The organism is Segatella copri (assembly GCF_026015295.1).
GTDB classification, from domain to species: domain Bacteria; phylum Bacteroidota; class Bacteroidia; order Bacteroidales; family Bacteroidaceae; genus Prevotella; species Prevotella copri_C.
This window is the reverse complement of record NZ_JAPDUW010000001.1, coordinates 3,499,517-3,525,729: the sequence shown is the minus strand read 5'-3', so window position 1 is coordinate 3,525,729 and position 26,213 is coordinate 3,499,517. Positions and strand designations below refer to the sequence as shown.

General features: G+C 42.3%; 37 protein-coding genes. 3 read left to right on the top strand and 34 right to left on the bottom strand.

Annotated elements, in window-relative coordinates; all coding sequences use genetic code 11:
* Window positions 1–5 precede the first annotated feature (5 nt).
* Both ONT18_RS14810 and ONT18_RS14805 read left to right on the top strand, forming a co-directional pair.
* A complete protein-coding gene (locus tag ONT18_RS14810) occupies window positions 6–1,958 on the top strand; it encodes a hypothetical protein (protein WP_264906405.1) in 1,953 nt (650 codons plus the stop codon).
* A gap of 293 nt (window positions 1,959–2,251) precedes the next feature.
* Window positions 2,252–3,058: a DUF5106 domain-containing protein gene (locus ONT18_RS14805; protein ID WP_264906403.1), complete on the top strand. Its 807-nt coding sequence runs from the start codon at window positions 2,252–2,254 to the stop codon at window positions 3,056–3,058.
* A 174-nt stretch (window positions 3,059–3,232) separates the two neighbouring features.
* Here the strand turns inward: ONT18_RS14805 and ONT18_RS14800 are convergent, their stop codons facing one another.
* The 4 genes from ONT18_RS14800 to ONT18_RS14785 form a co-directional block, all read right to left on the bottom strand.
* Entirely contained in the window at window positions 3,233–3,715 is a 483-nt protein-coding gene (locus tag ONT18_RS14800) for a hypothetical protein (RefSeq protein WP_264906401.1), read from the bottom strand.
* Between the two features lie 438 nt (window positions 3,716–4,153).
* Complete coding sequence (locus ONT18_RS14795; RefSeq protein ID WP_153139364.1) at window positions 4,154–5,167, bottom strand: class II fructose-bisphosphate aldolase; 1,014 nt, start codon at window positions 5,165–5,167, stop codon at window positions 4,154–4,156.
* A 262-nt stretch (window positions 5,168–5,429) separates the two neighbouring features.
* On the bottom strand, window positions 5,430–6,656 hold the full coding sequence (locus ONT18_RS14790; protein ID WP_264906397.1) for a sugar MFS transporter: 1,227 nt from the start codon (window positions 6,654–6,656) through the stop codon (window positions 5,430–5,432).
* A 279-nt stretch (window positions 6,657–6,935) separates the two neighbouring features.
* Window positions 6,936–9,977 carry a PEP/pyruvate-binding domain-containing protein gene (locus ONT18_RS14785; RefSeq protein WP_264906395.1) on the bottom strand — a complete coding sequence of 1,014 codons (3,042 nt, stop codon included), beginning with the start codon at window positions 9,975–9,977 and terminating at the stop codon, window positions 6,936–6,938.
* Window positions 9,978–10,074: 97 nt separating this feature from the next.
* Here ONT18_RS14785 and ONT18_RS14780 point away from each other — a divergent pair, with 97 nt between their 5' ends.
* Complete coding sequence (locus ONT18_RS14780) at window positions 10,075–10,692, top strand: septal ring lytic transglycosylase RlpA family protein (RefSeq protein WP_118079721.1); 618 nt, start codon at window positions 10,075–10,077, stop codon at window positions 10,690–10,692.
* A 79-nt stretch (window positions 10,693–10,771) separates the two neighbouring features.
* Here the strand turns inward: ONT18_RS14780 and ONT18_RS14775 are convergent, their stop codons facing one another.
* The 30 genes from ONT18_RS14775 to rpsJ all read right to left on the bottom strand — a co-directional run bounded on the left by ONT18_RS14775 (window position 10,772) and on the right by rpsJ (window position 26,102).
* Window positions 10,772–11,596, bottom strand: coding sequence for a hypothetical protein (locus ONT18_RS14775; RefSeq protein WP_119237486.1), 825 nt, complete (start codon window positions 11,594–11,596; stop codon window positions 10,772–10,774).
* A 176-nt stretch (window positions 11,597–11,772) separates the two neighbouring features.
* Complete coding sequence (rplQ, locus tag ONT18_RS14770; protein WP_153093124.1) at window positions 11,773–12,267, bottom strand: 50S ribosomal protein L17; 495 nt, start codon at window positions 12,265–12,267, stop codon at window positions 11,773–11,775.
* A gap of 31 nt (window positions 12,268–12,298) precedes the next feature.
* Complete coding sequence (locus ONT18_RS14765) at window positions 12,299–13,294, bottom strand: DNA-directed RNA polymerase subunit alpha (protein WP_006848810.1); 996 nt, start codon at window positions 13,292–13,294, stop codon at window positions 12,299–12,301.
* Between the two features lie 12 nt (window positions 13,295–13,306).
* Window positions 13,307–13,912 (bottom strand): 30S ribosomal protein S4, encoded by a 606-nt coding sequence (gene rpsD, locus ONT18_RS14760; protein WP_006848811.1) that lies wholly within the window; start codon window positions 13,910–13,912, stop codon window positions 13,307–13,309.
* 57 nt (window positions 13,913–13,969) lie between these two features.
* The gene (gene rpsK, locus ONT18_RS14755; RefSeq protein ID WP_022122153.1) at window positions 13,970–14,359 is read right to left on the bottom strand and encodes a 30S ribosomal protein S11; all 390 of its coding nucleotides are present in this window, start codon (window positions 14,357–14,359) and stop codon (window positions 13,970–13,972) included.
* Window positions 14,360–14,380: 21 nt separating this feature from the next.
* Window positions 14,381–14,761: a 30S ribosomal protein S13 gene (gene rpsM, locus ONT18_RS14750; RefSeq protein ID WP_006848813.1), complete on the bottom strand. Its 381-nt coding sequence runs from the start codon at window positions 14,759–14,761 to the stop codon at window positions 14,381–14,383.
* A 99-nt stretch (window positions 14,762–14,860) separates the two neighbouring features.
* Entirely contained in the window at window positions 14,861–14,977 is a 117-nt protein-coding gene (rpmJ, locus tag ONT18_RS14745; protein ID WP_006848814.1) for a 50S ribosomal protein L36, read from the bottom strand.
* 17 nt (window positions 14,978–14,994) lie between these two features.
* A complete protein-coding gene (gene infA / locus ONT18_RS14740; protein WP_006848815.1) occupies window positions 14,995–15,213 on the bottom strand; it encodes a translation initiation factor IF-1 in 219 nt (72 codons plus the stop codon).
* 289 nt (window positions 15,214–15,502) lie between these two features.
* Window positions 15,503–16,840 (bottom strand): preprotein translocase subunit SecY, encoded by a 1,338-nt coding sequence (secY, locus tag ONT18_RS14735; protein ID WP_118067194.1) that lies wholly within the window; start codon window positions 16,838–16,840, stop codon window positions 15,503–15,505.
* Between the two features lie 4 nt (window positions 16,841–16,844).
* Window positions 16,845–17,291, bottom strand: coding sequence for a 50S ribosomal protein L15 (gene rplO / locus ONT18_RS14730; protein WP_006848817.1), 447 nt, complete (start codon window positions 17,289–17,291; stop codon window positions 16,845–16,847).
* 26 nt (window positions 17,292–17,317) lie between these two features.
* Entirely contained in the window at window positions 17,318–17,494 is a 177-nt protein-coding gene (rpmD, locus tag ONT18_RS14725) for a 50S ribosomal protein L30 (protein WP_006848818.1), read from the bottom strand.
* Window positions 17,495–17,510: 16 nt separating this feature from the next.
* Window positions 17,511–18,023, bottom strand: a complete 513-nt coding sequence (gene rpsE, locus ONT18_RS14720; protein ID WP_006848819.1) for a 30S ribosomal protein S5 — start codon at window positions 18,021–18,023, stop codon at window positions 17,511–17,513.
* A gap of 6 nt (window positions 18,024–18,029) precedes the next feature.
* A complete protein-coding gene (gene rplR / locus ONT18_RS14715; RefSeq protein ID WP_022122151.1) occupies window positions 18,030–18,374 on the bottom strand; it encodes a 50S ribosomal protein L18 in 345 nt (114 codons plus the stop codon).
* Window positions 18,375–18,392: 18 nt separating this feature from the next.
* On the bottom strand, window positions 18,393–18,965 hold the full coding sequence (gene rplF, locus ONT18_RS14710; RefSeq protein WP_022122150.1) for a 50S ribosomal protein L6: 573 nt from the start codon (window positions 18,963–18,965) through the stop codon (window positions 18,393–18,395).
* 14 nt (window positions 18,966–18,979) lie between these two features.
* Window positions 18,980–19,375 carry a 30S ribosomal protein S8 gene (gene rpsH / locus ONT18_RS14705; RefSeq protein ID WP_006848822.1) on the bottom strand — a complete coding sequence of 132 codons (396 nt, stop codon included), beginning with the start codon at window positions 19,373–19,375 and terminating at the stop codon, window positions 18,980–18,982.
* 74 nt (window positions 19,376–19,449) lie between these two features.
* Window positions 19,450–19,752, bottom strand: coding sequence for a 30S ribosomal protein S14 (gene rpsN / locus ONT18_RS14700; protein ID WP_006848823.1), 303 nt, complete (start codon window positions 19,750–19,752; stop codon window positions 19,450–19,452).
* A 5-nt stretch (window positions 19,753–19,757) separates the two neighbouring features.
* Entirely contained in the window at window positions 19,758–20,312 is a 555-nt protein-coding gene (rplE, locus tag ONT18_RS14695) for a 50S ribosomal protein L5 (RefSeq protein WP_022122149.1), read from the bottom strand.
* Window positions 20,312–20,629: a 50S ribosomal protein L24 gene (gene rplX, locus ONT18_RS14690; RefSeq protein WP_006848825.1), complete on the bottom strand. Its 318-nt coding sequence runs from the start codon at window positions 20,627–20,629 to the stop codon at window positions 20,312–20,314. The genes rplE and rplX overlap by 1 nt, the downstream gene beginning before the upstream one ends.
* 20 nt (window positions 20,630–20,649) lie before the next feature.
* Complete coding sequence (rplN, locus tag ONT18_RS14685) at window positions 20,650–21,015, bottom strand: 50S ribosomal protein L14 (RefSeq protein ID WP_006848826.1); 366 nt, start codon at window positions 21,013–21,015, stop codon at window positions 20,650–20,652.
* A 2-nt stretch (window positions 21,016–21,017) separates the two neighbouring features.
* Complete coding sequence (gene rpsQ, locus ONT18_RS14680; protein WP_006848827.1) at window positions 21,018–21,284, bottom strand: 30S ribosomal protein S17; 267 nt, start codon at window positions 21,282–21,284, stop codon at window positions 21,018–21,020.
* A 2-nt stretch (window positions 21,285–21,286) separates the two neighbouring features.
* Window positions 21,287–21,481, bottom strand: a complete 195-nt coding sequence (rpmC, locus tag ONT18_RS14675) for a 50S ribosomal protein L29 (protein ID WP_006848828.1) — start codon at window positions 21,479–21,481, stop codon at window positions 21,287–21,289.
* A gap of 2 nt (window positions 21,482–21,483) precedes the next feature.
* Window positions 21,484–21,912, bottom strand: a complete 429-nt coding sequence (gene rplP / locus ONT18_RS14670; RefSeq protein WP_006848829.1) for a 50S ribosomal protein L16 — start codon at window positions 21,910–21,912, stop codon at window positions 21,484–21,486.
* A gap of 16 nt (window positions 21,913–21,928) precedes the next feature.
* Window positions 21,929–22,660 carry a 30S ribosomal protein S3 gene (gene rpsC / locus ONT18_RS14665; protein ID WP_006848830.1) on the bottom strand — a complete coding sequence of 244 codons (732 nt, stop codon included), beginning with the start codon at window positions 22,658–22,660 and terminating at the stop codon, window positions 21,929–21,931.
* A gap of 9 nt (window positions 22,661–22,669) precedes the next feature.
* A complete protein-coding gene (gene rplV, locus ONT18_RS14660; protein WP_006848831.1) occupies window positions 22,670–23,074 on the bottom strand; it encodes a 50S ribosomal protein L22 in 405 nt (134 codons plus the stop codon).
* Between the two features lie 35 nt (window positions 23,075–23,109).
* Window positions 23,110–23,376, bottom strand: a complete 267-nt coding sequence (gene rpsS / locus ONT18_RS14655) for a 30S ribosomal protein S19 (protein ID WP_006848832.1) — start codon at window positions 23,374–23,376, stop codon at window positions 23,110–23,112.
* 10 nt (window positions 23,377–23,386) lie between these two features.
* Window positions 23,387–24,214: a 50S ribosomal protein L2 gene (gene rplB, locus ONT18_RS14650; protein ID WP_006848833.1), complete on the bottom strand. Its 828-nt coding sequence runs from the start codon at window positions 24,212–24,214 to the stop codon at window positions 23,387–23,389.
* Between the two features lie 8 nt (window positions 24,215–24,222).
* The gene (gene rplW, locus ONT18_RS14645) at window positions 24,223–24,516 is read right to left on the bottom strand and encodes a 50S ribosomal protein L23 (protein WP_006848834.1); all 294 of its coding nucleotides are present in this window, start codon (window positions 24,514–24,516) and stop codon (window positions 24,223–24,225) included.
* A 17-nt stretch (window positions 24,517–24,533) separates the two neighbouring features.
* Window positions 24,534–25,163 carry a 50S ribosomal protein L4 gene (rplD, locus tag ONT18_RS14640; RefSeq protein ID WP_022122146.1) on the bottom strand — a complete coding sequence of 210 codons (630 nt, stop codon included), beginning with the start codon at window positions 25,161–25,163 and terminating at the stop codon, window positions 24,534–24,536.
* A complete protein-coding gene (gene rplC / locus ONT18_RS14635; protein ID WP_022122145.1) occupies window positions 25,163–25,777 on the bottom strand; it encodes a 50S ribosomal protein L3 in 615 nt (204 codons plus the stop codon). The genes rplD and rplC overlap by 1 nt, the downstream gene beginning before the upstream one ends.
* A 19-nt stretch (window positions 25,778–25,796) precedes the next feature.
* Window positions 25,797–26,102: a 30S ribosomal protein S10 gene (gene rpsJ / locus ONT18_RS14630; protein WP_006283658.1), complete on the bottom strand. Its 306-nt coding sequence runs from the start codon at window positions 26,100–26,102 to the stop codon at window positions 25,797–25,799.
* Between the last annotated feature and the right edge of the window lie 111 nt (window positions 26,103–26,213).

Sequence of the window (26,213 nt, the reverse complement as noted above, 5' to 3'; positions counted from 1 at the left end):
ATGATATGAAACAAATAAGATTACATATTGGTATGATAGCAGTGCTGTTAACATTTATGTTGACAGCCTGCACCGATTGTATAGTAGACAACGAGACTTCAAGCAACGAGGCTGAAGATGGTTACTATACCGCTCACTTCAATATAGCCATACCTAGCTTCGAGGAGCACACAGCTACAAGAAGTACTGTTTACATGAACGAAGGTATTAGAAGTAAAGATGATTTAAAACTATTCTGCTTCGACAACGAAGGCCAATTTGTTGGTTTTGGAAATATTAAAGATCAGTTCAACCCCATCAAAGGGTTTTATAGAGACAATGATGGTAATTACTGGATCACAAGTGAGAAAAAAGCTGAGCAAGACAGTACCGCTGTATCAGGAGGTGACATAAATGGGGACGGAAGTTCAGTACTTAGAGATTTCAAGGCAGAAATCCCAAACAAGACTTCTCGTATCCACTTAGTAGCTAACGCTACTGCTCAATATAATTCCCTTAAAGATAAAGATGAAGATGGGCATGACGTTCAATGGAAATGGGTAGGAATGCATGAAAACATGCTTATGACAACTTTCGAGACAAATCATACAGAAAAGCAAGAAGTGATGACTCGCTATTGGGGATACATCAAAAGAGACACCCCTAATCAACTGAAGGAGTATCTTACCAATACCGACAAACAAAAAGACTACATCATCCATCTTATAAGAGATAGAGCGAAGATTTCTGCAGTTTGGAGCGACGCGGCTAAAAAAGCAAACGCGAACCTTAAAAGCAGCGATTTCGGAATATCTGTTTTCAATGGTGTACAATACGGAACTATAGCACCATTCAATCGAGACAGCTTGAAGTTCGATGATACTACAGGAGGCAAAGATTGGACATGGAAACCTACATATATAACACCATCCGTAAGCACTAAGAGACTGAAAGGTAGCAATGGGCAAATGTACAATCCGACAGCAGCCTTTGAAGAAAGTAACTTGCCAACTGACCCTGCTAAGGTCACTATAAAGTATAATGGTAAATTCTATTTCATATACCTTCAGGATAAAAACAACAAGCCATACGCCATCAAGCGTAACTATGAATACAGAATCATCATAGACAAACTGGACGAAAGCTATGGCAAAGGAAGTTCTGAGGAAGCGATAAAAGGTGCACCGGTCAATAACCCTTGGATTAGAGTAGAACAGATTGTTCCGGGAGTTTCTGATGGAAAATACGAACTGGCTATCGTCGGAGGTACTTATAAGACTGTAAATACAGGTGAAAAGAAGGAACAGACTGTACAGTTCACTTATAAGGGTAGCGATGCCGCTACAAAACTTTCTACCGATTTTGAGGCTATATGGACCCAGAATCTGGCATACGCAACTGCAGCTGCACCAGAGGTTACCAGCTATACTTATGACAAAGCAACAAAGACCGGTACCGGTACCATTAAGTACAAGCTGGACAAGGTAGACAAGACCTGGCGAGAAGGCATCATCTACCTCACCGACAAAGTGCATGGACTCAATAGAAACATCCATCTCTATAGTGTGAGTGAGGCTAATTATGACTTCCAGAACAGAGACAATATTGGCGCAGCATTGAACAGTGTAGGAGATTTCACCATCACCATTCCTAAGGATTATCCTGACGGACTGGTGCCTGTGAATTTCAAAATCGCATCCAATGATATCAATCCAGAAGACTGGAAGGTAGAAATAGGTGATACTGGAGCCGAAACGAATGACGACTGCAAAACAAACAGCTGGTTTACCTATAAGGCAGAAGTAATCAAGAGAGATCCGGTATCCCTTCTGGAAAAAGGCGAAAGAACCTATACATATCCCTTTAAGTTGAGGAATGTACGCAAGAATGCCAAAAAAGGTGAAAAGGGATACTTCTGGCTGAAGGCTGATAACTTCAACCAAGGAAAGGCCGTGAAGTTTGAATTCACCTATCAGTAGTAAGTTTTAGAAAAGTTTAGTTCATATATCTGTATCGGGGCGCATATCGTTTCAAAATTTAAATGCCCCCAAATATCAATGAAATAGGTAATAAAATAATTATCATTTACTATACAAATAGAATGCGGGAACCAATAAATTAAACTAGACTGGTCGTTGGAACTGTAGTTGCCGAGGTGATCTCACCTTCTATAGTTCCGCGGCTTTTTTTTATATAAAAAACCTTGCCACTTTCAATTTTATTTTGTAATTTTGCACCCGTTAGTAATATTATTAATTCCAATATAAAGATGATGGCAAGATTCATATTCCTCAGTTTCTTCATGCTGGTTGGAGCCTTATCCCCAACCAAGGCTCAGAACAGTTTCCCATACCCTGCTCTGCCAGACAGTCTGCGCAGCGTAGAGCAACGTGCAACATACCTGAGTGAGCACTATTGGGACAACTTCAACTTTTCCGACACCCTGGAACTGGCAAACAAGGAGATGGCAGAACAGGGCTTTGTCAACTTCATCGATATTCTGGCACGTTTCGACCAGGAAATAGCCCAAAAGGGGATTGCAGCCTTTACAGCCAAAGCTTACCAGCAGAAGCCATCTAAAGAGAAGTTTGAAAGCCTCATCGAGCATTATTATGAGAACCCTGAGTCGCCCATGCGCAACGACAGGGTATATGCCCTATTTCTGGAAGACATGGCTAAATCGCCATACTTCGATGTAACCGAGAAAGAAAGAATAGAATTTAAACTGAAACAGGCAAAAAAGAACTTGCCTGGCACACAGGCTACCAATATCAGTTTTATGCTGGAAGACGGCAAGCCTCATCAGTTGAGCGATTACCGGGAAAAGAAGGTTATCTTATATTTCTACGATCCTGACTGCGAGAACTGCCACAAGATATCTGCATGGCTCGACAAACAGACAATACCAGCCAGCTTCAGTCTGCTCCGCATCGTAGCAGATAACCGCTTGAGCACGATTTACGGACTCAAAGCCATGCCAACCATTTACCTGTTGGATAAAGAGAATAAGGTGATATTAAAAGACTGTACACCAGAACAGCTCATGGAAGCATTAGGGGGAAATGAAAACAGAAAGTAAAACTAGACTGGTCGAAAGAAGCGACATCTGTTATTGAATAAACATATCATTTACTATCATTTACTATCATTTGTCTTAACTTCGTATATTATATATCAACATACCATTCATTATAATTGTAACTTCATATCATTTATTATATATCTGAATTGCATTTTACTATTTATATGTATCTTAATTAGCTCGGGAAGAGTCATACTTCAACTTGAACTCCTCACGGGCGTGATTATTGCGCATTACAACAACCACATAGTCACCATCCTTAACTGTTCCTACTTTGGCAACAAGCGTATAATAACCATACTGACCAGACTTTCCATAATCACCTGTTTCGGTAATGATTAACTTCTTGCCAACCAACTGAGTTGCAAACTTGATATTTGTACCTTGGTCGAAGATTACATTCTTATGAGTCAGCATCAGCTGACCACCCGGAAGAATCTTGCAAACCAACTTCTCATCATTCTCAGCCTTACTGTTAGACTCCTCGCTTACGGCAGAGCCCGCAGTCATGGAATAGCTGAGCAAAGAGAAACCTGACTCATCGGTGGTAACGCGACTAACTGTTTCACCCATTTCATCGTCAGATGCACTGCAACTTACAAATCCTATTGTCATCATAGTCATAGCGATGACCATCATAAAATACTTCTTCATAGTTATACCATTTACTAATTGTTTTCATTATCATTTAAACCTGTCATCTTCAGATTCCAGCCTTTCGGCCATTACCATCCGATGCTTTTAAAAACAAACACCTTTCGGTTTAAATCATCTTTTACAATTACACAAATGATATGTTGGGAGGAGTGATATCATTTACTATTGGTTATCATTTACTATTGCTTATCATTTACTATAGGGCTTATACCCCTCTTACATGTCCTGTTCTTTCGTTTGAACATTGCAAATATAGGAAAAAAGTCAATAAGATGCAAGTTTTCTCAGTTAAATAATGTAAAGATTTTCATGTTATCGTGCACAATACGCATTACTTGCTGACAGATTGTATGATAGCGGGAAAAAAGGGGATAAAACAAAAGCGGGAACCCTTTCGGATTCCCGCTCATATCTTGTGTTGTAAAATCTCGAAGATTAGTCGAGGTTAGCCAACTTGTTGTCAGAATGAAGAACATCCTTGATCTTGTGGCTATAGAGGTCAACCATGTACTCACGAGCCTTACCGCAGTACTGACGTGGGTCGAAGTACTCTGGGTGAAGAGCCAATGTCTCACGAACACCTGCTGTGAAAGCAAGACGAGAGTCAGAGTCGATGTTGATCTTGCAAACAGCGCTCTCAGAAGCCTTAGTCAACTGCTCCTCTGGGATACCAACTGCATCTGGCAACTTACCACCGAACTTGTTGATGATATCAACATACTCCTGAGGAACTGAAGAAGAACCGTGGAGAACGATAGGGAAACCAGGAAGCTGCTTCTCAACTGCTGCCAATACGTCGAATGCCAATGGAGGAGGAACGAGGTGACCAGTCTTAGGGTCACGTGTGCACTGCTCTGGCTTGAACTTGTAAGCACCGTGAGAAGTACCGATAGAGATAGCCAATGAATCAACACCAGTACGTGTAGCGAAATCAACAACCTCCTCAGGCTTTGTATAGTGAGACTCCTCAGCAACTACGTCATCCTCAACACCAGCGAGGACACCGAGCTCACCCTCTACAGTTACACCGAACTGATGAGCGTAGTCAACAACCTTCTTTGTCAATGCAATGTTCTCCTCGTATGGAAGAGCAGAACCGTCGATCATTACAGAAGAGAAACCGAAGTCTACACAGCTCTTACATGTCTCGAAGCTATCACCGTGATCGAGGTGGAGAACGATCTCAGGATGGTTGCAACCCAACTCCTTAGCATACTCTACAGCACCCTCTGCCAAGTAACGGAGCAAAGTAGGGTTAGCATACTTACGAGCGCCCTTAGATACCTGGAGGATAACTGGTGACTTCAAGTTTGAAGAAGCCTGGATGATAGCCTGGAGCTGCTCCAAGTTATTGAAGTTGAAAGCAGGAACGGCCCAACCGCCCTTGATAGCTCTTGCGAACATTTCCTTAGTGTTCACAAGACCGATTTTCTTGTAATCTACTGCCATAATTTTACTTAATTTATTGTTTAATGAAACATTCTTTTTTTTCTTATATATAATAAGGTGTAGAACTTATGAGGCTCTTTCCTTACCGAGTGCAAATTTACCTTTTTCTTTTGAGACAGCAAAATGATAATTCGATTTTTCGTGTTGCAATCGAGTTAAAAAAGTTAATTCCGCACCAATACCCCACAAAACACAAAGCTTTTGCTAAACGCAGTTAGCAATTTAACATCTTTATATTTACATCTTTCTACCCAACCGCCAGTTACTTCTTGGCAAGTTTATATTCACGAGCCGCATAAGCCAGAACGATGACAAATCCTACGAGCGGTACCAGAAAAGGAAGCGTGAAATGAGTACGGTCGGCGATGAGTCCCATCAACAGGAAACCGCAACCTCCGATTGGCGTCATCATCAGAAGCGAAGAGGCTGTCTTGGTAAGGTTGCCCAACCCCGTGAGAGCGATACTGAAGATGGTAGGAAACATGATGGCCTCGAACATATAGTTGCAAAGCAGGGCTACCAGCGACAGCTTACCCAGATTTGACAGGACTAAAAGTATACAGACAACACACCCCACAGCGCAGATCAGCAACATTGTTGTTGCCTTGATTCGGCGCATAATCCAGGAACCGAGAAATCTGCCTACCATAAAGAATGCCAGCGCACAAGTCAGGGCTACGGAAGCCGTGCGGTCGTCCATCCATTTCATGCCCGTAACGAAATTGATGAAGTAGGAATTGATTGAAATCTCTGCCACTTCATAGCTCAGCAAAGCCAGAAGTCCAAACACGAACATCTTGTGATGGGAAAAGAGTTTGCTGATATTAGAACCGGCTGCCTCATCTTCTGCTGTTGCCACATGACTGATTTCCGGTAAATCTACACGCGAGAAAACCAGAGCTATCACCAGCACCAGAATACCCAGAATGGTATAAGGCACCACCACATTGCCGCCCTCTTCGGTCTGGTTGAAGAGGAACTGACCGATGCAAAGTGTGGCGAAAATGCCACCCAATCCATTAAACGACTGCGATAAGTTCAGTCGGCTGGTAGCTGTTTCCTTGGCACCCAGTTCGGTAACATAGGGATTGGCGGCTGTTTCCAGAAACACCAGACCGCACCCGATAATGAAAAGACAGAGCAGGAATGCAGAGAAACTGCCCACCGCAGCACCCGGGATAAAGAGTAAGGCGCCAATACCAAAGAGGAGCAGACCAAAAACCACGCCACGGCGATAACCATACCGGTTGATAAAGAAGCCAGCAGGTATTGCCATCAGGAAATAACCCAGATAGGTGGTAACCTGAATAAGGGCGGAATGAGTAATACTGATGTGCAGCGCATTCTGGAAGTGTTTGTTGAGTACATCCAGAATGGCACGAGCGAAGCCCCACAAAAAGAAGAGCGACGTAATGAGAATGAACGGGACAAGATACTTCCTGTCGCTTGTCTGATTTGTTTCTGTCTGTTGTTCTGTTAACATATTCATAAGGCATTCATTTTAGCTGGGAACAAAGGTAAGGCTTTTCGATGGAAATTCCAAACATTCCCAGGATTATTTGTTGTTTATATCAAATAAAATTGTCTTTACTATCAGATGAAATCTCCGTTCATAGACGTTGAACGGCGGTTCAGCGTCGATGAACGGCGGTTCAACGTCGCTGAACGGACATTCAGCGTCGATGAACGAAGATTTTATCCTACTGTAAATACATCTTTAACTAGAAATAGAACGTTTCTGATGTCTATTCAGAGACAACTCTTCCCGTCATTCCTTCGGAATCAAGACGGCTCCTTCCTGCTTCTTACCATCCATCAGAATTCTCATCGGGTGCTCAAAGCGTACATGACGGACATATTGCGTCTCCTCTACAGCCGGCATGGCATCCAGAATTTCCTTATTTACAAAGCCGCCTTCACCTGTATTTGTATCTACAGTAAAGTATCCCACGCCAAAAGAGGTGAGGTTCTGGAAGAAGTGAGTACCCTGACTAGGATCGATATTGTAATTCTTCAGAGCCACCTCTACAATAACCCGGGCAGCGCTGATATGCGGCCACTTTACAGGTACACCCAGATAATGGTCGCTGGAGCCCCAACGGCCAGGACCTATCAGCACATAGTTCTTGCCGTCAGCAAGGAACTTGCGGTTGATTCGTTCTATATCATCGGCTACATAAAAATTATTCATCGCAGAGAAGTGGTCATCATACTTCACATAAACCACATCAACCACATCTTCGCTGATGCCATGACCCAGCGAATTGTGCGAACGCAACAGGCAGTCGGCATCAGGGATAGCCTTCACATCTTCATCAAGCATCTCCTTGGCATCGACGATAGGACGAATCTGAAGAAGATAGAATTCGCAAGTCCTGTCATTATTGATATTGCAGGCAAACTCTATCTCCACAGGTCTGCGCATAGCCCCTGCTCCATACTTCATCGACATCTGCAGTATCTCTGGCAAAGGCACCACTCCATGCTGGAGCACACTTGAGAAGGTTATCAGTTTGCGGCCATTCTCATAGACTCCATCATTGATGACCTGATCGTATGGATCGAAAGTAGATGCGATATAGGTAAGGCTCTGGTCTTCTACGGCATCCTTCACCCGAAGTTTGAGGATATTAAAGCCATCATCCACCTTGAAATCATTGCCCACATGCTTCATATCCAACGCATAGAACTGGGTCTGGGTGTCGCGCAGAGCCAGCTCGGTTTCAGATGTCTGGAGCACCTGATTCGGATGGTAAGGACAAACACGAAGGGTCTGACCTCCATCTACGATATATTTACCCAAGCCCAAGGCAAGACTGGCTATACCCTCTTCAGCCTCTTCATCTCCTATCGGATAATAATTGAGCGAACGGAGCACACCGCTCATGGTAGGATAAAACCTTGTACCATAGTCTTTGCCCACAACCTGCTGCAAGATAACAGCCATCTTTTCCTGATCGATGACATTGCTCGTTGCGGTCATGTAAGCCTTCGAGTCGCGATAGAACACAGAAGCATAGACACCCTTGATGGCACAGGCCAGCATCTGCAGCATCTGATACTTATCTTCCAGATACGGAATCATATAGGTAGAATAGATACCGGCAAACGGCTGATAGTGGGCATCTTCGAGCAGCGAACTTGAACGGATTGCGATAGGACTCCTGGTTGCCTCAAAGAAGGTGAAGAAGTCGGCTATCAGCGAATCGGGCAGCTGGGCATGCAGGAAGTGCTTCAGAATCTCATCATCGCTAGCATCACTCAAAGCTATCGGATAGAGATTGTTGCTCATCATGAACTCGTCGAAGATATCGGTACAGAGCACCACGGTCTTCGGAATCTGCACGGTGGCATTCTCATACTGGTTGAACTCAGGATGGCGCTTGATGATGTTGTCCAGGAATGCAAGACCTCTACCCTTTCCGCCCAGGGAGCCTTCTCCGATACGGGCAAAGTGGGCATACCTGTCAAACTTCATGCGGTCGAAAACAGCCACTACACCGATGTTTTTCATGTGGCGATACTGCACGATGGCATCGAAGATAATCTGTCGGTGAGCATCCACATCCTGCAATTTCTCCCAGGTAACATGCTTCAGGAAAGCTGATACAGGGAAGATGGCACGAGCACAAAGCCAACGGCTCATGTGGTTGCGGCTGATATGATAGAGCATGGAATCGTTAGGAATATTGAAGATGTTATCCTGCAATTCCTTCAAACTATGAATGCGCATAATCTCCTCATGAGTCTTAGGATCACGGAATATGAAATCGCCAAAGCCCATGTGCTCTTCCATCAGACGGCGAAGATCTACGCTCATCTTCTTCGAGTTCTTGTCAACAAAGCGGAAACCTTCAGCCTCTGCCTTCGCACGGTTCTCACTTTCAGAACTTTCTATGATAAGCGGAACGAAAGGATCGTTCTTCCTGATATAACGGAAGAGTTGCAAACCTGCATCCGGACATTTCTCGCGACCGAAAGTATCCGTACGATGCTTAGGCTTCTCTTCAGGCATCACCTCATTACCAAAAGCTTTGGCAGCACTCTTTAACGGGAAACGTGCATCGCTGATTACACCCAACGTGTTATCAGAATACTTGTCATACAGTTTCTGGGCTTCCTCGTAAGTACGAGCCAAGACCACCTTAGGACGGCCACGCATACGCATGGTAGCTGCATGCCGGTTCAGAGCCTCCTGAGAAAAGTTCTTGCTCTGCTCCAATATATAATTATAGAGATTAGGCAATATAGAACTATAGAAACGGATAGAATCTTCTACCAGCAGAATCATCTGCACGCCTGCTTCCAGTATGTCATGTTCAAGATTCATCTTATCCTCTATCAGCTTGATGATAGAAAGAATAAGATTGGTGTTGCCAAGCCAGCAGAAGACATAATCGAAGATACTCAAGTCTTCATTCTGCATACGCTTGGTAATACCATGAGAGAAAGGCGTAAGAACAACACAATGGATATTGGGAAACTTACCCTTGATGTCGCGCGCTACGTCGAAGGCATCATTATCAGCATTGCCAGGCATGCAAATCACCAGATCAATGACGGTAGAACGCAGCACAGCAGCAGCCTCTTCGGTAGTAGAAACTTGAGTAAAGGTTGGCGGATAGCGGAGACCCAGCTCCATATATTCATTATATATCTTCTCTTCGATACGTCCATCATCTTCAAGCATGAACGCATCGTAAGGATTGGCTACAATCAGTACATTGTAGATACGGCGCATCATCAGATTCACAAACGATACGTCTTTCAAGTAGAATTTATTCCACTCCTGAGGTATATTATTTTCCATAAATGAAGTTAAAGTTTGTGCAAAGATACTGATTTTCTGAGATTTACTTGCATCTTTCAACATTTTTTTTTATATTTGTGCCATAAAATATGAAGATATGGTTACAAAATCTTTCATCACAGCCATCTTGGCTATATTCAGCCTGGTTCCATGCTACGGACAAAAGCACCAGCACGGCAAGGCATCATATTACTCTAAGAGAGCAACAGGTGCCCGTTCAGCAAGCGGCCAGAGAATACATCATGACAGTTTAACATGCGCACATCGGTTTTATCCCTTCGGAACGCACCTCAAGGTTACAAACCTTAGCAATGGCAAGAGTACTATCGTAAAAGTCATCGACAGAGGTCCGTTTGGAAGAGGCAGAATCATTGACCTATCATGGAAGGCTGCAAAAGAAATTGGTATGATTGCACAAGGCGTAGCGACTGTAAAAGTTGAAATGGTGGAAAACCCGATTCCTTACAAGCCAGAGGACACAAAATTGCCTAAGATTGATTTCGAAGTGGCTGAAACTGAATATGAATTTCCTAACAAGTGGGGAACTACTGACAGGAATAAAGAAAATCATCACAGCAGTAAAAAAGAAACAAATAAAATTACTTCAAAGGTAATAAATAAAACAGAGCACCATAAAAGCAAAGAGGTGACAAAGGCTGAACTAAAAAAACACAATACAGATATAGCAAAAAGTAAAGGCGAGAATCATCATTGATTCTCGCCTTTACCTTTTTATATATAACAGAATCCTAAAATAAGATACTATCATACAAATTCATGATCTTACCGGAATCTTATCTGGATTTTGTCGGAATATCAAACTGATTAACCTTGGAAATCGTCTTACCGCCTTGTATCACTGAAACACAGAAACAAGCAGTACCATTCTTCAAACGGTTATCAGCCTTGACCATTGCTGTATAACGAATCACATGGCCAGGAGCAATACTTTCTACATGAACACTTGGGGATATGAAAATATGCTTATTGCCGGTAGTCTCAATAACGGTTGGAACTACATCATACAACGTGTAAGCTCCGTTATTTCGGATTTCAAAAATAACCTTGGCTGTTTCATTCCGATTCAAAGTATTGTCCTCATTTGAGTCAACAAAACGAGCATTCAATATTTCCAAAGATGATGAATAAGCATAATTCTGGCCAAGTTCTTCTAGTGTAGAACTAGGAATAGTAGCTACAGGCTGCTGAGCACTATAACTTCCTGTATAATCCCTATCATTGAAATCATAAATCCTATCATCACCAGAATTAGTTGAATCAAAGATTTCGTCATTGGAATAAGCAGGTGAAGATTGCTGATAAACTCCATCCTGATAAGAGTGATGATCACGGTATGATCTATCTCGATAAACAGATTCTCTTTGCTGCTGGGATTTCTGGTCAGCCTGACTACCAATGGCCGCTCCAACGGCAGCACCACCAGCCATGCCAATGATAGTACCCATATCAGAACCTCTAGGACCACCAGACAAGCCACCGATAGCAGAACCAAGAATAGAACCAAATGTGGCACCAGCATAAGCACCACTTCCCGTATAAGTATCGCAGCTACTCAACAGCAAAGAAGAGCAAGCTACAAAAAGCATAATCTTTTTCATCTTCAATAAGCTTTAAATTTCTGCTGCAAAGATACAAAGAACTAAAAGAACAAAAGCAAAAAAATCCCTAATAATGATTAGGAAAAACCCTAAAAGAGCAGATAGTTTTGAAAAAGGGACAAAAAAAGCGCCCTTGTCAAGACAAGGACGCTAAATTTATCTGAGATGATTGAAAATTATTCAGCCTTTGGAGCCTCCTCAGTTGCAGGAGCCTCAGTCTCAGCTACAGGAGCCTCTTCAGCCTTTGTTGCCTTACGACTACGACGAGTCTTCTTAGCAGCAGCCTTCTGAGTCTTAGCCATATTCTCATCAAAGTCAACGAGCTCGATGAAAGCAATCTCAGCTGCATCACCCTGACGGGTACCCAACTTGATTACGCGAGTGTAACCACCTGGACGGTTAGCTACCTTCTCAGCTACCTCACCGAAGAGAGCCTTAACAGCATACTTATTCTGAAGATAACGGAAAACTACACGACGTGAAGTTGTTGTATCGTTCTTAGAACGAGTAATCAATGGCTCAACATACTTCTTAAGAGCCTTTGCCTTTGCGAGGGTCGTAGTGATTCTTTTGTGCTCGCTCAAGATAAGTGATGAAGCCATGTTAGCCAACATCGCGCTACGATGAGAAGCAGTACGACCTAAATGGTTGAATTTCTTATTATGTCTCATTTTTTGTTTTTGCTTTTTGGACTACGAACCTTTAAGATTCCTTGTCTAATTTATACTTTGAAATATCAGTTCCAAAAGACAGATTCAGACTCTCGAGCAAATCATCAAGCTCTGAGAGCGATTTCTTACCAAAGTTGCGGAACTTCAAGAGGTCAGTCTTGTTAAACTGAACCAAATCACCAAGAGTCTCGACATCAGCTGCCTTCAAGCAGTTGAGGGCACGAACACTAAGATTCATGTCTACGAGACGAGTCTTAAGCAACTGGCGCATATGAAGAACCTCTTCATCAAACTCCTGATTGCTCTCCTGATCCTGAGTCTCAAGAGTAATCTTCTCATCAGAGAAGAGCATGAAGTGATAAATAAGAATCTTCGCAGCCTCTTTCAGTGCATCCTTTGGACTAATGGAACCATCTGTTGTAATTTCAAGTACGAGCTTATCATAGTCGGTCTTTTGCTCAACACGATATGGTTCTACAGCGTACTTTACATTACGGATAGGGGTGTAGATGGAATCGATTGGGAGAACGTTAACGTCAGTGCAGAATTGACGATTCTCATCAGCAGGAACATAACCGCGTCCCTTATTAATAGTCAAATCGATCTGCATCGAAGCTTTGGCATCTAAATGACAAATCACCAAATCAGGGTTTAACACTTCAAATCCAGTCAGATACTTACCGATATCACCTGCTTTGAATTCTGTAGAATTCTCAACGGTGATACTAACTTTCTCATTCTCGAATTCTTCTACTACTTGCTTGAATCGAACTTGTTTGAGATTCAAGATAATGTTAGTAACATCTTCCTTTACACCAGGAACTGAAGAGAACTCATGCTCAACACCCGCAATGCGGATAGTGTTAACAGCATAACCCTCCAATGATGAAAGGAGAATGCGGCGCAAGGCGTTACCAATGGTAACACCGAAGCCAGGCTCCAAAGGACGGAATTCAAACTTTCCGAACTTGTTATCAGCCTCTAACATTACTACTTTATCAGGTTTTTGAAATGCTAATATCGCCATTAATGTAATGATTTATTTAGAGTACAACTCAACGATTAACTGCTCCTTAATATTCTCTGGAATGTCGGCACGCTCTGGCTTGTGCAAGAACTTACCGCTCTTTGAATTATCGTCCCACTCAATCCATGGGTACTTGCTATGATTGAAACCTGCAAGAGCTGCTTCGATAACCTCGAGAGACTTAGACTTCTCACGAACACCAACAACCATACCAGGCTTAACTGCGAATGAAGGGATATTAACTACCTTACCATCAACAACGATGTGCTTGTGACCAACCAACTGACGCGCAGCAGCACGTGTTGGAGCGATACCAAGACGGAATACAACGTTATCAAGACGGCACTCGAGATTCTGAAGAAGAACCTCACCAGTAATACCATCAGCCTTAGCAGCCTTATCAAACATATTACGGAACTGACGCTCTAATACACCATAAGTGTACTTAGCTTTCTGCTTCTCTGCCAACATGACACCGTACTCAGACATCTTACGACGACGGTTGTTGCCATGCTGTCCAGGAGGGAAGTTTCTCTTGGACAAAACTTTGTCAGCGCCGAAGATTGGCTCACCAAAACGACGCGCAATTTTAGATTTCGGACCTATATATCTAGCCATAATATTATATAAATGCTATATTGTTTGTATCTTAATTAATAATGCTAACCTCAAGCGTTATACACGACGACGCTTTGGAGGACGGCAACCATTGTGTGGTAATGGAGTTACGTCAACGATTTCAGTAACCTCGATACCTGCACCGTGAATAGCACGGATAGCAGACTCACGACCATTACCTGGACCCTTAACATAAGCCTTAACCTTACGAAGACCAAGATCAAAAGCGACCTTTGCACAATCCTCAGCAGCCATCTGAGCAGCATAAGGAGTGTTCTTCTTAGAACCACGGAAACCCATCTTACCAGCAGAAGACCAAGAAATGATCTGACCCTCATTGTTAGCAAGAGATACAATAATGTTATTGAATGAGCTATGAACGTGAAGCTGACCGATAGCGTCAACGCGTACATTTCTCTTCTTAGATGTTGCTTTTTGCTTTGCCATAATTAATTTCCTCCTTCAGAATTACTTAGTAGCCTTCTTCTTATTAGCAACAGTCTTCTTCTTACCCTTACGTGTACGAGCATTATTCTTTGTGCTCTGACCGCGAACTGGAAGACCATTACGATGTCTAACTCCACGATAGCAACCAATATCCATCAGTCGCTTAATGTTCATCTGGATCTCAGAACGGAGATCACCTTCAACTTTGAACTCAGCGCCGATAATTTCACGGATCTTAGCTGCCTGGTCATCAGACCACTCGCTAACCTTCAGGTCACGGTTTACACCGGCCTTATCCAATATCTTTGCTGAACTACTTCGACCAATACCGTAGATATAGGTCAATGCGATTTCGCCACGCTTATTCTGGGGCAAATCTACTCCAACAATTCTTATTGCCATTGTTTAAATAAATAATTAAAAAATTAATACCTTTCGTTTAAAGCGGTGCAAAAGTACAACTATTTTTTGAAATAACGGCACTTTTACAATACTTTAACATTAACCCTGACGTAATTTCATCTTAGGGTTCTTCTTGTTGATAACGAACAGACGACCTTTACGACGAACGATCTTACAGTCAGCTGAACGCTTCTTTAATGATGCTCTTGTCTTCATAACCTTATATATGATTATTATTTGTATCTAAAAACAATTCTACCTTTGGTAAGGTCATATGGGCTCATCTCCACCTTTACCTTATCACCAGGTAAAATCTTGATGTAATGCATTCTCATCTTACCAGAGATATGAGCTGTGATGTCAACTCCATTCTCTAATTCTACTCGGAACATCGCATTTGACAATGCTTCTACAATTGTTCCATCTTGCTCAATAGCGGCTTGTTTTGCCATAATATAAATATTTGTCCTTCTTAATGTTAAACTTCTACGAATGAAGATAAAATTGTGCTTTATCTTTTCGAGCAACTTTGTGCCATCACTATCAGATAAAAATCATAATTAGATGACATATTAGCGGGAAAAGGCTCTCCAAGTGGATGAGGAATTACCTATCCAAATGGAGAGTCGTCTCACATAATATAGTAAATTCAAGTCAGCTTTACTTGAAGATGAAGTAAAACTGCACTCTGAATAATTTCATCTTCTGTCTTCAGAAATTTCTCATTTCAAAAGAAAAAGATTAATATGCAGCAACACCACCCTGACGCGTATGGCCTGAATTCAAAAGACCATCATAGTGGCGCATAAGCAAATGACTCTCGACTTGTTGTAATGTGTCAATGACAACACCAACCAAAATCAATAGAGATGTACCTCCAAAGAATTGAGAGAAAGCTTGCTGTACATCGAGAAGTCCTGCTAATGCAGGCATGATTGCAATAAACGCAATAAATAACGAACCTGGTAAAGTAATACGAGACATTACGGTATCAATGTACTCAGCTGTATCCTTTCCTGGTTTTACGCCAGGAATGAAACCATTGTTACGTTTCATATCCTCAGCCATCTGAGTAGGATTCAATGTAATAGCTGTATAGAAATAAGTAAATGCAATAACCAAGATTACATAAACAACATTATATAGCAAACTACGATTATCCATCAACTGCTGAACAACACTACTAGCATTTTCAGACTGATAGCGAACTATTGCCAATGGAATAAACATTAAAGCCTGTGCAAAGATGATAGGCATTACGTTAGCTGCAAAAAGCTTCAAAGGGATGTACTGACGCGCACCACCATATTGCTTATTTCCAACCAAGCGTTTAGCATACTGAACAGGGATCTTACGTGTACCTTGTACCAAAAGTATTGAAGCACAAACTACAGCATAAAGGATAAGAATCTCTACAATGAACATGATAAGACCACCACCAGAAATTGCCTGCAAGCGAGAAGTTACCTCCTGAACGAAAGCCTGTGGCAAGCGGGCGATAATACCAATCATAATAATAAGAGAGATACCATTACCTACTCCCTTGTCAGTGATACGCTCACCTAACCAAAGGATAAACATACTACCTGCAGCCAAGATAATTGTTGCCGGTATCATGAATACCGTCCAACTAATACCTGTGGCTAGAGCATTAGCAGCCTGCATTTTCAAATTCAAAAGGTAACTAGGAGCCTGAAAGACCAAAATGGCCACAGTCAGGACTCTAGTATACCATTGTATTTTTTTGCGGCCGCTCTCGCCCTCGCGCTGCATCTTCTGGAAATAAGGTACAGCAACAGCAAGAAGCTGCATAACGATTGAAGCTGAGATATAAGGCATAATTCCGAGTGCAAAGATAGATGCATTGGAAAATGCACCACCAGAGAACATGTCCAATAGCGACATAAGACCGCCAGAGGTCTGCGACTGAAGTTTTTCCAACATGCCCGGATTGATACCTGGAAGTACCACAAACGAGCCAAAACGGTAAATAGCCGTAAACAGAAGAGTAATGAGGAGTCTCTGACGGAGATCCTCTATCTTCCAACAGTTCTTTAGTGTCTCAATAAACTTTTTCATTTACTTAGATTATAGTTGCGTTACCACCTACTGCCTTGATTGCTTCTTCGGCAGTCTTTGAGAAAGCATTAGCTTCAACTTCCAATTTTGCTTTAAGTTCACCGTTACCGAGAACCTTTACAAGCTCCTTGCCGTTTGTGAGGCCAGCAGCCTTAAGTTCCTCAATACCGATTTTAGTAAGGTTCTTTGCTTCAGCAAGAGCCTGAAGAGTTGAAAGGTTTACTGCGAAGTACTCCTTATGGTTGATATTCTTAAAACCAGCCTTTGGAACACGACGCTGCAATGGCATCTGACCACCTTCGAAACCAATCTTTCTCTTATAACCAGAACGAGCCTTGGCACCCTTATGACCACGTGTAGAAGTACCACCGAGACCAGAACCTGGACCACGACCAATACGACGACGTGAATGGGTAGAACCTGCAGCAGGTTTCAAATTATTTAATTTCATAATCGTTCCTAATTTAAAAAGATTAATTAATCAACTACACTTACGAGGTGATGAACCTTACGGATCATACCACGGTTGCTAGGAGTATCCTCTACCTCAACAACCTGAGAAATCTTGTGGAGACCAAGACAAGCGAGAGTACGCTTCTGATCTACTGGAGCACCGATTTTACTCTTAATCTGCTTGATTTTAATTGTTGCCATATTCGATTTTTCCTAATTAACCGTTAAATACTTTATCCATACTGATACCACGCTCACCTGCTACAGTATAAGCATCACGCATCTCTGCAAGAGCTGCGATAGTAGCCTTCACAAGGTTGTGGGCATTTGAAGAACCCTTAGACTTAGCGATGACATCCTTGATACCTACGCTCTCAAGTACAGCACGCATAGCACCACCGGCCTTCAAACCTGTACCGGCTGCAGCTGGCTTAATAAGAACCTTAGCACCACCAAATGAAGTTTCAACCTCATGAGGAACAGTACCCTTGAGTACAGGAACCTTTACCAAGTTCTTCTTAGCAGCTTCAGTACCCTTTGCGATAGCAGCAGTAACCTCACCTGCCTTACCAAGGCCGTAGCCGATTACGCCATTACCGTCACCTACAACGACGATAGCAGCGAATGTGAAAGTACGACCACCCTTTGTAACCTTAGTTACACGGTTGATAGCAACCAAGCGATCCTTAAGTACTTCTTCGTTATTTACTTTTACTTTATCCATTGCCATAATCGTTTAAAATTTAAGACCACCATTACGAGCACCTTCAGCCAACTGCTTTACACGACCATGGTAAAGGTAACCATTACGGTCGAAAACTACTGCCTCAACGCCAGCAGCCTTAGCCTTCTCAGCAATGAGCTCGCCAACCTTAGTTGCCTGCTCCTGCTTAGGCATCTTCTCCAAACCGAGTGAAGAAGCTGATGCAAGTGTAGTGCCTGTCAAATCGTTAATAACCTGAGCGTAAATCTGCTTGTTAGAGCGGAATACACTAAGACGTGGACGCTCAGCTGTACCGTTCACACTCTTACGAATGCGGAACTTTATCTTAATTCGTCTTTCTACTTTCTTTGTTGTCATAATCGTAAATAATTAAAATTACTTAGCTGAAGCACTCTTACCAGACTTTCTGCGAATAACTTCACCCTTAAAGAGAATACCCTTACCTTTATAAGGCTCAGGCTTGCGGAAAGAACGAATTTTTGCACAAACGAGTCCCAACAACTGCTTGTCGCAAGACTCCAATGTCAAGATTGGGTTCTGGTTTCTTTCAGACTTAGTCTCAACCTTAATCTCCTTAGGCAACTGGATGAAAATAGGGTGAGTGTAACCCAAAGCAAACTCAATGATATTACCCTGGTTAGAAACACGATAACCAACACCTACCAATTCCAAAACCTTTGTATAACCAGCGCTTACACCAACAACCATGTTGTTAACGAGAGAGCGATACAAACCGTGGAAAGCCTGCTTCTGCTTAATATTTACAGGACTATTTTCATCGATTTCAAAGCTAATATGACCATCTGCATTATTAAACTTGATAGATGGATCAATCCACTGAGAAAGTTCACCCTTAGGGCCCTTTACTGTACAAACATGAGAAGCCTCATCATAATTTACAGTAACACCTGCAGGGATACTAATTGGCAATTTTCCTATTCTAGACATATAAAAGCCTCCAATTAATAAATATAGCAAAGAACCTCGCCACCGATCTTAAGATCAGAAGCTTCTTTGTCTGTCATTACACCTTTGGATGTAGATAAGATTGCAATACCTAATCCGTTAATAACTCTTGGCATGTCCTTGTAACCGGTATACTTACGCAAACCTGGAGTTGACACGCGCTTCAAACACTTGATAGCGTTTTGCTTTGTAGTTGGGTTGTACTTCAAGGCAACCTTAATTGAGCCCTGAGGACCATCCTCTACAAACTTGTAATTGAGGATGTAACCTTTCTCGAAGAGGATCTTAGTGATCTCTTTCTTCAAGTTAGACGCAGGAACTTCTACAACACGGTGATGAGCCATGATTGCATTTCTGAGTCTTGTCAGATAATCTGCTATTGGATCTGTCATAAAATATAAATGTTTAATTAATCGGGACTACCCCGACAATATTAAATAAAAAAATATTCTTACCTTTGAAAGGATTACCAGCTAGCCTTCTTTACACCTGGAATCAAACCAGCAGAAGCCATCTCACGGAACTGGATACGAGAAATACCGAACTGACGGATATAACCCTTTGGACGACCAGTAATCTTGCAACGATTGTGAAGACGGATTGGGTTTGCATTCTTAGGGATAGCCTGAAGCTTACGAGCTGCCTCGTATGCTTCGGCTGGATCATTAGAAGTTGCAATAATCTTTTTCAGTGCTTCGCGCTTTTCAGCGTAACGAGCTACAAGCTTTGCACGCTTAACCTCGCGAGCTTTCATTGATTCTTTTGCCATATCTCTTAATCTTTATTTGCGTTCTTGAATGGAAGACCAAAGGCCTTCAAAAGAGCAAAACCTTCTTCATCAGTCTTAGCTGTTGTTACGAAGGTAATATTCATACCCTGAATACGATCGATCTCATCGATATTAATCTCAGGGAAGATAATCTGCTCTGTGATACCTAATGTATAGTTACCACGACCATCAAACTTGCTCTCAATACCCTTGAAGTCGCGAATACGAGGAAGAGAAACACGAACGAGCTTCTCCAAGAACTCGTACATACGCTCACGACGCAATGTTACCATAACACCGATAGGCATCTTCTTACGAAGCTTGAAGTTTGCAATATCCTTTTTAGAATATGTAGCAACAGCCTTCTGACCGGTGATAGCAGTAATCTCATTGATTGCTACATCAACAATTTTCTTGTCCTGAGTAGCATCACCAAGACCCTGATTGATGACAATCTTCTTCAATACTGGAATCTCCATAGCTGAAGAGTAGTTGAACTGCTTCTGAAGAGCAGGAGCGATTGTCTCCTTATATACTTTCTTTAACTGTGCTGTATCCATTACTTGATTTCCTCCCCTGACTTTTTAGCGATGCGAACAACGTTTTTACCCTCATGCTTGATAGCAACACGAGTAGCCTTGCCACTCTTAGGATCAATCAAACTCAAATTTGAGATATGAATAGGAGCCTCCTGCTTAACAATACCTCCCTGAGGATTCTTAGCAGATGGCTTAGTGCTCTTAGAAACCATGTGCACACCTTCTACGATAGCACGGTTCTCCTCAACGAGGACCTTAAGCACCTTACCAGTCTTGCCCTTATCTGCACCGGCAATAACGATAACGGTATCGTCTTTCTTAATATGTAACTTACTCATTACTTCTTACTTTTTAAATATTAAAGAACCTCAGGTGCCAAAGAAACGACTTTCATATTTACTGCACGAAGCTCACGAGCAACAGGACCGAAGATACGGCTACCACGAAGCTCACCTGCATTGTTAAGCAATACACAAGCGTTGTCATCGAAACGGATGTAAGAACCATCTGCACGACGAATTTCCTTCTTTGTGCGAACAATCAAAGCCTTTGATACTGCACCCTTCTTCAAATCACTTGATGGGATAACGTTCTTGACTGCAACAACAATAACGTCACCAACGCTAGCGTAACGACGGCCTGTACCACCGAGAACTCGAATGCAAAGAGCCTCACGAGCACCGCTGTTATCACATACTGTAAGTCTTGATTCAGTCTGTATCATAATTACTTAGCTTTTTCAACAATTTGTACTAATCTCCATCTCTTTGTCTTAGACAGAGGACGAGTCTCCATGATCATAACAGTATCACCTACGTTAGCCTCATTATTCTCGTCATGTGCATGGTACTTCTTTGTCTTCTGGACAAATTTACCATAAATAGGGTGCATCTCCTTGAACTTAGCTGCAATAACAATGGTTTTATCCATCTTGTTGCTAATAACAACACCCTGTCTTACTTTTCTTAAATTTCTTGTTTCCATCTGGACCATTATTATTTGTTAAGTTCTCTCTGACGAAGTTCAGTTTTCATACGTGCAATATCACGACGAGCAACCTTAATCTCTGATGGATTCTCAAGTGGAGTTACATTATGATTGATCTTCTTCTTGTTCAAAGCATCAACAGCTGCCTCCAACTTCTCAACCAATTCTTTGGTCTCGATATTTTTAATTTCTGCAATCTTCATAATTAAGCGTTTTTATCGTAATCACGTCTAACAATAAACTTAGTCTTAACAGGAAGTTTCTGAGCGCAAAGGCGAAGACCTTCTTTTGCAATATCGAAACTAACTCCTTCAACTTCGAAGAGAATTCTACCTGGTGTAACAGGTGCAACCCATCCTGCAGGATCACCCTTACCTTTACCCATACGGACATCAGCAGGCTTGCGAGTGATTGGCTTATCAGGGAAAATTCTAATCCAGACCTGACCTTGACGGTTCATATAGCGGTTCAATGCCACACGAGCTGCCTCAATCTGACGACTATCGATCCACTTTGATTCAAGAGTTTTGATACCAAAAGAACCGAAAGCCAATTGTGTACCTCTGTGAGCGTTGCCTTTGTTGCCACGACCATCTTGAGGTCTTCTATATTTAACTCTTTTTGGCTGTAACATGATAGCTTTCTAAAATTTAACGGTTATTGTTTCTTTTACGATTACCACCACGGTTGTTAGAGCGACCGTTACCACGGTTGTTGCTCTTATTGTCCTGTGAGAAGTTTGGAGTAAGATCAGCCTTACCATAAACCTCACCACGGCAAATCCAAACCTTAATACCAAGCAAACCTACCTTTGTAAGTGCCTCGCACTGGCAGTAGTCGATGTCTGCGCGGAATGTATGAAGAGGAGTACGACCCTCTTTGTACATTTCTTTACGTGCCATTTCAGCACCATTCAGACGACCTGTAATCTGTACCTTGATACCCTCAGCACCAGCACGCATGGTGTTAGCAACTGCCATCTTGATAGCGCGACGATAAGCAATCATGTGCTCAATCTGAGTCGCAATATTCTTACCAACGATAGTAGCATCAAGTTCAGGCTTTTTAACCTCGAAGATGTTGATCTGAATATCTTTCTTATAAAGCTTCTTCAACTCTTCCTTCAACTTATCTACATCCTGACCACCTTTACCAATGACAATACCTGGACGGGCTGTACAAATAGTAATGGTAACAAGTTTCAATGTACGTTCGATAATAATACGAGAAATGCTTGCTTTAGCAAGACGCTCGTTAAGATACTTACGGATTTTCTGATCCTCAACGAGGTTATCACCGAAGTTCTTACCACCGAACCAATTTGAATCCCAACCACGGATAACACCAAGTCGGTTACTAATCGGATTAACTTTCTGTCCCATTCTACTTAATTATTTTTCGTCATTAGTTTTTGCATCAACAAAAAGAGTTACATGGTTAGAACGCTTACGAATTCTATAACCACGACCCTGTGGTGCAGGTCTCATACGTTTCATTGTAACGCCTTCGTCAACGAAGACCTTACTGATATAAAGCTCACCGTCTTCAGCCTTGCGATTATTCTTAGCTTCCCAGTTAGCGATAGCTGAACGAAGTAATTTCTCTACATCAGCTGATGCCTGCTTCTTAGAGAAGCGAAGTACTCCGAGTGCACGGTTAACCTCCATACCACGAATCATGTCTACTACATAGCGCATCTTACGTGGAGAAGAAGGAACGCCTACCAACTTTGCGAAGTACAAGTTTTTACGGGCTTCTTTCAATTTCTCAGCCGCAATATGTTTTCTTGCTCCCATTATTTACTTAAATTTTAAATGGTTTAACCCTTAGCTTACTTTCTGTTACCAGAGTGACCTCCAAAGCGACGTGTTGGAGCAAACTCTCCAAGCTTGTGGCCAACCATATTCTCTGTAACATAAACAGGGATAAATTTGTTACCGTTATGAACTGCAACAGTATGTCCTACGAAATCAGGAGATATCATTGAAGCTCTAGCCCATGTCTTAACAACATTCTTCTTGCCACTCTCGTTCATAGCGAGAATCTTCTTCTCGAGAGAAACGTTGATGTATGGACCTTTTTTAAGTGAACGACTCATAATTTACTCTTTATTTTTTGTTAGCTCTTTCGATAATATACTTGTTAGAAAGCTTCTTAGGTGCGCGAGTCTTAAGACCCTTAGCGTACAAGCCCTTACGTGAACGTGGGTGACCACCACTCTGGCGACCTTCACCACCACCCATTGGGTGATCAACAGGGTTCATAACAACACCACGGTTGTGTGGACGACGACCCAACCAACGAGAACGTCCAGCCTTACCAGACTGTTCAAGAGCGTGGTCAGAGTTACCAACACTACCAACTGTAGCCTTACAAGCACTCAAAATCTGGCGTGTTTCACCAGAAGGGAGCTTAATTACACAATAACTGCCCTCACGAGAAGTCAACTGAGCAAAATTACCAGCCGAACGAACCAACAAGGCACCCTGACCAGGACGCAACTCAATGTTGTGGATCACTGTACCTACAGGGATGTTTGCCAAAGGAAGACAGTTACCAATCTCAGGAGCAGCATCTGCACCTGACATCAAAGTAGCGCCTACCTGAAGTCCGTTAGGAGCAATAATGTAACGTTTTTCACCATCAGCATAGTAAAGCAATGCGATACGAGCCGAACGGTTTGGATCGTACTCGATTGTCTTAACAACTGCTGGAACACCATCTTTCTCACGTTTGAAGTCGATTAAACGATACTTCTGCTTGTGACCACCGCCAATGTAGCGAACGGTCATCTTACCGGTGTTGTTTCGACCGCCGGTAGAACGTTTACCGTAAACGAGAGACTTCTCTGGCACGGATGCAGTAATATCCTCGAACGTGCCAATAACTTTGTGTCTTTGACCCGGAGTAACCGGTTTTAATTTACGTACTGCCATTTTTTATTTTAAATATTGCTGTAAAAATCAATTGTATCGCCCTCCTTAAGAGTAACGATTGCCTTCTTGAACGCATTCTTCTGACCCTTAACAAGACCTGCCTTTGTATAACGGGCAGAGCGCTTGCCAGCGTAACGAATAGTGTTCACGTCAACTACTGTAACATTATACAGACTCTCAACTTCCTTCTTAATCTCGAGCTTATTAGCCTCAGGACGAACAACGAAGCCATAGCGGTTAGGCTGCTTGTCTGTAATCTTGGTCATCTTCTCAGTAACCAATGGTTTGATAATAAATGCCATATTCTAATATCTCCTATTTACTTTGTTAAGATCTGGTCGATAGTCTCCAGCGACTTTTCAGTAATCACTACTACATCAGCGTTCAAAACTTTGTACGAATTGACGTTAGATGCGAGGATAACCTCAGCGCGCTGTAAGTTACGTGCAGACAAATATACGTTTTTATTTGATTCTGGCAAAACGAAGAGCACTTTTTTGCCCTCAATTTTGAGATTCTTAATAATACTTAAGAATTCTTTAGTCTTTGGAGCCTCAAATGTAAAATCTTCCAACATTACAATTGCGCTTTCCTGTGCCTTATAAGACAGAGCAGACTTACGAGCAAGAATCTTTACTTTTTTGTTGAGCTTGAAGCGGTAATCACGTGGCTTAGGACCAAAAACGCGAGCACCACCTACGAGTACAGGTGAGTTAATATCACCACGGCGAGCACCACCGCCGCCCTTCTGACGACCAAGCTTACGAGTAGAACCGCTCATCTCGCTTCTCTCCTTAGACTTAGCTGTACCCTGACGCTGGTTAGCGAGATACTGCTTTACGTCAAGATAGAGAACGTGATCGTTAGGCTCAATGCCGAAGACTGCATCATTAAGAGCTACCTTGCGGCCGGTCTCCTGACCTTTGATATCTAATACGCTAACTTCCATTATTTCTCAATTAAAACAGTTGAACCTTTGCATCCAGCGAAAGAACCCTTAACAATAAGAAGATTCTGCTCTGGAATTACCTTTAACACCTGAAGGTTCTGAGTTGTAACTCTATCACCTCCCATTTGGCCGCCCATGCGCATACCCTTGAATACCTTTGCAGGGTAAGAACAAGCACCAATAGATCCCGGCTTACGAGCGCGGTCATCCTGACCGTGAGTAGACTGACCTACACCACCGAATCCGTGACGCTTAACAACGCCCTGGAAGCCTTTACCCTTTGATGTACCAATTACATCAACGAACTTGCAATCGTTGAAGATTTCAACTGTAATTGTGTCACCGAGGTTGTACTCCTCATCAAACTTGAACTCGGCCAAGTGCTTCTTAGGTGTTGTGCCTGCCTTCTTGAAGATTCCCATCATAGGCTGAGAAGTACGCTTCTCCTTTGCCTCTTCGAAACCTAACTGATAAGCCTTGTAACCATCCTTTTCTACAGTTTTAACCTGGGTTACAACACAAGGACCTACTTCGATAACAGTGCACGGAATATTCTTACCGTCGGCACTGAAAACGGATGTCATTCCGATTTTCTTTCCAATTAATCCTGGCATTTCAATTTAATTTAAATAATTAGACTTTGATTTCTACTTCTACACCACTTGGCAATTCAAGCTTCATCAAGGCATCAACTGTCTTAGCTGTTGAGCTGTAGATGTCGATGAGACGCTTGAAATCTGAGAGCTGGAACTGCTCGCGAGACTTCTTGTTAACGAAAGTACTGCGGTTTACAGTAAAAATACGCTTGTGTGTTGGCAATGGAATAGGACCGCTAACGATAGCGCCTGTTGCCTTTACAGCCTTCACAATCTTCTCAGCTGACTTGTCAACCAACTGGTGGTCGTAAGACTTCAGCTTAATTCTGATTTTCTGACTCATTTTTTAAATTAAGTTATTATTATATGAATTATATAGTCTAATGGAAGAAGAGGTACGCTGCTTAAGAGTCATTCGCTAAGCAGCGCCTCATCTTACCGTTATTCTTTGTTA